Source organism: Streptococcus massiliensis DSM 18628 (assembly GCF_000380065.1).
Classification (GTDB): domain Bacteria; phylum Bacillota; class Bacilli; order Lactobacillales; family Streptococcaceae; genus Streptococcus; species Streptococcus massiliensis.
Genome location: NZ_KB904428.1, coordinates 1 through 5,861 on the forward strand (window position 1 = coordinate 1; position 5,861 = coordinate 5,861).

Annotated in this window: 7 protein-coding genes; all 7 read left to right on the forward strand. The window is 43.1% G+C overall.

Features of this window, described 5'->3' with window-relative positions:
- Positions 1-409: 409 nt before the first annotated feature.
- The 7 genes from A3I3_RS0108935 (at position 410) to groL (ending at position 5,612) form a co-directional block, all read left to right on the forward strand.
- Positions 410-844, forward strand: a complete 435-nt coding sequence (locus A3I3_RS0108935) for a PTS sugar transporter subunit IIA (protein WP_018372359.1) — start codon at positions 410-412, stop codon at positions 842-844.
- Between the two features lie 30 nt (positions 845-874).
- Positions 875-1,369, forward strand: a complete 495-nt coding sequence (locus A3I3_RS0108940) for a PTS sugar transporter subunit IIB (protein ID WP_018372360.1) — start codon at positions 875-877, stop codon at positions 1,367-1,369.
- Between the two features lie 119 nt (positions 1,370-1,488).
- On the forward strand, positions 1,489-2,343 hold the full coding sequence (locus A3I3_RS0108945) for a PTS mannose/fructose/sorbose/N-acetylgalactosamine transporter subunit IIC (protein ID WP_018372361.1): 855 nt from the start codon (positions 1,489-1,491) through the stop codon (positions 2,341-2,343).
- A 1-nt stretch (position 2,344) separates the two neighbouring features.
- Entirely contained in the window at positions 2,345-3,175 is an 831-nt protein-coding gene (locus tag A3I3_RS0108950; protein WP_018372362.1) for a PTS system mannose/fructose/sorbose family transporter subunit IID, read from the forward strand.
- 81 nt (positions 3,176-3,256) lie between these two features.
- On the forward strand, positions 3,257-3,547 hold the full coding sequence (locus A3I3_RS0108955; protein WP_018372363.1) for a PTS fructose transporter subunit IA: 291 nt from the start codon (positions 3,257-3,259) through the stop codon (positions 3,545-3,547).
- A 147-nt stretch (positions 3,548-3,694) separates the two neighbouring features.
- Positions 3,695-3,976 (forward strand): co-chaperone GroES, encoded by a 282-nt coding sequence (gene groES / locus A3I3_RS0108960; RefSeq protein WP_018372364.1) that lies wholly within the window; start codon positions 3,695-3,697, stop codon positions 3,974-3,976.
- A 13-nt stretch (positions 3,977-3,989) separates the two neighbouring features.
- Positions 3,990-5,612: a chaperonin GroEL gene (gene groL, locus A3I3_RS0108965; protein ID WP_018372365.1), complete on the forward strand. Its 1,623-nt coding sequence runs from the start codon at positions 3,990-3,992 to the stop codon at positions 5,610-5,612.
- Positions 5,613-5,861: the final 249 nt, after the last annotated feature.

Genomic DNA, 5,861 nt, shown 5'->3' on the forward strand with positions numbered 1-5,861 from the left:
ATGATAGAAGGCGTGGAAGTGACAATCCTCCAAAGTATTCACCACTTTTTCAATCGTAAAGACGAGATGGTCTTGTGGCAAGAAAGAACTGATTTCTAGTGGTAAAGTTGTTTGATTTGTGTTATAGTGAATATGCATGGGATAGCCTTTCTAAATAGTTTATTGTGCAATTCTATTTTACCAAGACTATCGCAACCATGCAAAAAAGCAACGGATTTGCCGTTGCTTTTTTTGGAGATAAGGGACTATTGTCCCAGGCTCTTTTTTGTCTGCTTAACAAAAAAATTTTGATATGACAAATGTCATTTTATATCTTACAAATGTCACTCTCATCATATGACAATCAACAATATGAAACCGGTACCAAAGGCGATATAATAAGGAAAAGTAAAGATCAAGGAGAAAAAAGATGAAGTATTTAATACTGGTCAGTCACGGTGGCTTGGCTGAGGGTGTTCAGAGTTCCTTAGCGATGTTTGCCGGCGATAAGACAGATCAAGTCTTGGCAGCTGGGCTCCAAAATGGTAAATCAGTGGATGATTTTGCTGAAGAGTTCCGTAAAGTGATTGCACCACTTAAAGCCGAAGATAGTGTGCTCGTCATGGCAGACATCGTAGGCGGGAGTCCTTTGACGACAGCCTTGAATGTCTTAGCGGAGAAAGGTCTTTTGGAAACAGCGACAGTTCTGGGAGGTATGAACTTAACTATGGCTTTGACAGGTCTTGTTATGAAAGACTTGCTTGAAGGAAAAGACTTGGTAGACAACATTCTCTCAGAAGCTACAAGTGCTTTACAAGAATTTTCAGTCGTAGCTGATGACGACGAAGATGAAGATGATGTGTAAATAAAGAAAACAATTAAAAGGAGAAAGATAATGTCAGTAACATTTGTACGGATCGACGACCGCATGATCCACGGTCAAACAGTCACTCGTTGGGCGAAGGAATATCCATGTGATGGTTTAATTGCTGTCAATAATGCCGCCGCAGGCAATGCCGTTTTAAAACACGCTTATAAAGCAGCGTCTGACAAAAAAACCTTTGTTTGGACAAAAGAGGCTTTCGCAGAAAAATCACAAAAAGTACGCGATTCAGATACGCGCTATTTCTTGATTACTAAAAATCCAGTAGATATGAAAGAAATTTTGGTAGACCAAGGTTTTGTACCAGATGATATTAAGGAAATTATCGTAGGTCCTGCTAACGATCGTCCGGGCGCAATTAAACTTGGAAACAATCAGTCTATTACTCCGGAAGAAGCAGAAGCTTTGGAAGCTATCCAAGCAGCTGGCTACAAAGTCAAATTCCAACTCTTACCAGATGTTTCTATCGGCTACTGGGATGATTTCAAATCTAAATTCGGTTATTAAAAATAAATAGGGGTCATGCAGAGTCTGGGAAGTTTCAATGGAAATTCTTGTAAAAGAATGTGTATGAATTGTAATCCGTGACTTTGCTGTCGCCCTCATATCTTAATGGAGGTTTTATTATGACAATTTCTTGGTTTCAAGCTGCCTTACTAGGATTGTTTGCATGTTTGTCATCCATGCCTGGTCTTGGTGGTACATCTATCGGTAACTACACCCTTGGTCGTCCTTTGGTCGGTGGTCTGGTCTCTGGGCTCATCCTTGGCGATATTCAGTTGGGGATCATTTGTGGTGTTGCGATGCAGTTGGTTTACATTGCTCTCGTTACTCCCGGTGGTACGGTTTCTGCCGATGTGCGTGCCGTATCTTACATTGGTATCCCGCTTGCTATGGTGGCAATCAAATCTCAAGGGATTGCTGTTGACTCAGCAGATGCAGCAAACTTAGCAAAATCTATGGGTACCTTGGTAGGGACAGTCGGTACGGTGCTTTTCTACGGAACCGCAACGATGAACTTGCTCTGGCAACACGTGGGCTGGAAAGCTATTGAGAAAGGTAACTTTAAGAAAATCTACCAAGTGGATTTCCTTTATCCATGGGTATCTCACATTGTCTTTTCATTCATTCCTACTTTGATCATGTGTAAATTGGGTGCAGATGCCGTTACAGCTTTGAAAACAGCTCTTCCAATGGACGGTATTCCAATGAAAACCCTCTTCACAGTCGGCTCACTTCTTCCATGTGTAGGGATTGCTATCCTCTTGAAACAAATCGTTGAAAAAGCAACCGACTTTATTCCATTCTTTGTTGGCTTTACTTTGGCAGCGTCACTTGGACTCAACTTGGTATCATGTGCAGTGATTTCTCTTATCTTTGCCGTTCTCTTCTATGAAATTCAAATGGCAAAAAATATCCGTGCGCAAGCCACAACAAGTGCAGCAGCATTTGATGATGATGACGATGAGGAGGATATCTAAGATGGCTAAAATTTCTAAAAAAACACTGACGAAATCATTTCACCACTGGTATTATGGAAACCTGACTTGCTTTTCACAAGAGCACATGCAAACCTTTGGTTACTTAGCATCCATGCTGCCAATCGTGGAAGAACTCTATGATAAAAAAGAAGATCAAGCGCGCTCCATGCACACCTATACAGCCTTCTTCAACACAGAACCTCAGCTAGGAGCTTTGGTTGTTGGGATTACAGCTGGACTTGAGGAAGCGCGTGCCAATGGTGCAGAGGAAGTTAATGATGAAACGATTAATGGTCTGCGTGCCGGGCTTATGGGACCAGTCGCTGGTATCGGAGATTCACTGATTGTAGGGACGCTCATTCCGATCATTTTAGGGATTGCTTTAGGTCTCTCAAATGGAGGTTCCCCGCTTGGTGCAATCTTCTATATCGTGGTTTGGAACTTACTAGCTTATCTTGGTATGCGTTTTGCTTACTTTAAAGGATATGAGCTTGGGGATAAAGCGGTTGAATTTTTAGTAGGCCCTCAAGGACAAGCCATTCGTAAATCCATCTCTATTATTGGTGGTATGGTTATCGGTGCTGTTGCCGCTACTTGGGTACCAGTTAAAACTGCTTTCGAGTTAAAAAATGCCAAAGGTGAAGCGTTCTTGAAACTGCAAGATCAACTTGATGGTGTTTACCCAGGGCTCCTGACAGCAGCTTTCATCGTCCTTTGCTGGTGGTTGATGGCTAAGAAAAATCTTTCTCCAATCAAAGTCATGCTCCTTTTGGTAGTCATTGCCTTTGTTGGTGTACTAGTTGGCTTCTTCAACCCAGGCTTGAAGTACTAAAAAGGCCGAGTAAACAAATTCGAAAATTGATATCATTTCAAGGTCGAGAAAGCCCTTGACCTTGAAAAGAAAGGAAAACTCATGAACGAACAAGAATTGATTCAAGGATATGAAACAGAAATTCAGTATCAAAAGCACATGATTGAAAATCTGGGGCGTTGGTTTAGTCTCTTTTTCACCCTGGCAAGTGTCGGTCTTGTTCTGATTTATTTCTTTCACCAAAACAATCTTATCGTCTTTATCTTAGGCATTGTCTTGGCTGTCCTCGGGCTTTTAGCCATGCTAGTTTTTGGCTATGGCATTTACAAGGGACGGCTCAATCTGCAAAAAGTGATTGACGATTTTGAAAGCAAATTAAAATTGGTTAAATGAGTTATTTAGCACTCCAATATATTCTGAAAAAACTTTGTCAAAAGGCAAAGTTTTTTCTTGACTATTTCTGACCAAGTGATACAATAAGTACATAGAACTTAGCACTCGACTAGCTAGAGTGCTAAAATTAAGTTTGGAGGAATGGATATGTTAAAACCATTAGGAGACCGTGTGGTCTTGAAAGTAGAAGAAGTAGAACAAAAAGTAGGCGGCTTTGTCCTTGCAGGCAATAGTCAAGCAGCGACAAAAACGGCAGAAGTTGTGGCTGTTGGTGAAGGCATTCGCACCTTAAACGGTGACTTGGTGGCGCTCAGTGTCAAGGCTGGGGACAAGGTTTTGGTTGAAAGTCACGCAGGTGTCGAAGTTAAATTCCAAGACGAAAGCTATCTCTTGGTTAGCGAAGCAAATATTTTAGCAGTTGTAGAGTAAAGGGGAAACGAAAATGGCAAAAGATATTAAATTTTCAGCAGATGCAAGAAGCGCTATGGTGCGCGGTGTCGATGTGTTGGCAGATACAGTTAAAGTAACCTTGGGGCCAAAAGGGCGCAATGTCGTTCTGGAAAAAGCCTTCGGCTCACCACTGATTACCAATGACGGGGTGACCATTGCCAAGGAAATCGAACTAGAAGACCACTTTGAAAATATGGGTGCCAAACTGGTGTCTGAAGTAGCTTCTAAAACCAACGATATTGCTGGTGACGGAACAACGACGGCGACCGTTTTGACCCAAGCTATTGTCCGCGAAGGGATTAAAAATGTCACCGCAGGTGCCAATCCAATCGGCATTCGTCGCGGGATTGAAGCAGCCGTTGCGACAGCCGTTGAAGCGCTTAAAACCAACAGTGTACCCGTTTCAGGCAAGGAAGCCATTGCCCAAGTTGCTGCCGTGTCTTCACGCAGCGAAAAAGTTGGCGACTATATCAGCGAAGCCATGGAAAAAGTCGGCAACGACGGTGTCATCACCATTGAAGAATCAAAAGGTATGGAAACCGAGCTTGATGTGGTTGAAGGAATGCAATTTGACCGCGGCTACCTGTCTCAATACATGGTGACGGATAATGAAAAAATGGTGGCTGACCTTGACAATCCTTATCTCTTGATTACCGATAAGAAGATTTCTAACATTCAAGAAATTTTGCCACTTTTGGAAAGCATTCTCAAAACCAATCGTCCGCTTTTGATTATTGCTGACGATGTGGACGGCGAAGCTCTGCCAACTCTTGTGCTCAATAAAATCCGCGGAACTTTCAATGTCGTAGCAGTCAAGGCACCGGGCTTTGGTGACCGCCGCAAAGCTATGCTCGAAGACATTGCTATCTTGACAGGTGGTACCGTGATTACTGAAGATCTCGGTCTAGAACTTAAAGATGCAACCATTGAAGCGCTTGGGCAAGCCTCTAAGGTGACCGTTGACAAGGATACGACGACGATCGTTGAAGGCGCTGGCGCTGCAGAAGCCATTAGCAATCGCGTAGGCATTATCAAATCTCAAATCGAGTCTGCCACTTCTGAATTTGATAAAGAAAAACTACAAGAACGCTTGGCGAAATTGTCAGGTGGGGTAGCCGTTATCAAGGTTGGTGCCGCAACAGAAACCGAACTCAAAGAAATGAAGCTCCGCATTGAAGATGCCCTCAATGCAACACGTGCCGCTGTTGAAGAAGGCATCGTTTCAGGTGGGGGTACAGCTCTAGTTAATGTTATGAATGCAGTTGAAGCGCTTGACTTGGACGGAGATGAAGCAACAGGACGTAATATCGTGCTCCGTGCTCTGGAAGAGCCTGTTCGCCAAATCGCCCTCAACGCCGGCTTTGAAAGCTCTATCGTCATCGATCGCCTTAAAAATTCTGAAGTTGGTACTGGATTTAACGCTGCGACAGGCGAGTGGGTCAATATGATTGAAGCAGGAATTATCGATCCTGTGAAGGTTAGCCGCTCTGCTTTGCAAAATGCTGCCAGTGTAGCCAGCCTGATTTTGACGACTGAGGCAGTCGTTGCCAACCAACCAGAACCAGCTAGTCCAGCGCCAGCTATGGATCCAAGCATGATGGGCGGCATGATGTAATACAGTAAAATTCTCGTGAGCTTAACACAGATGCTTAGTTCATTAAAAAGAGCCTGGGACAATAGTCCCTTATCTCCAAAAAAAGCAACGGCAAATCCGTTGCTTTTTTGCATGGTTGCGATAGTCTTGGTAAAATAGAATTGCACAATAAACCATTTAGAAAGGCTATCCCATGCATATTCACTATAACACAAATCAAACAACTTTACCACTAGAAATCAGTTCTTTCTTGCCACAAGACCATCTCGT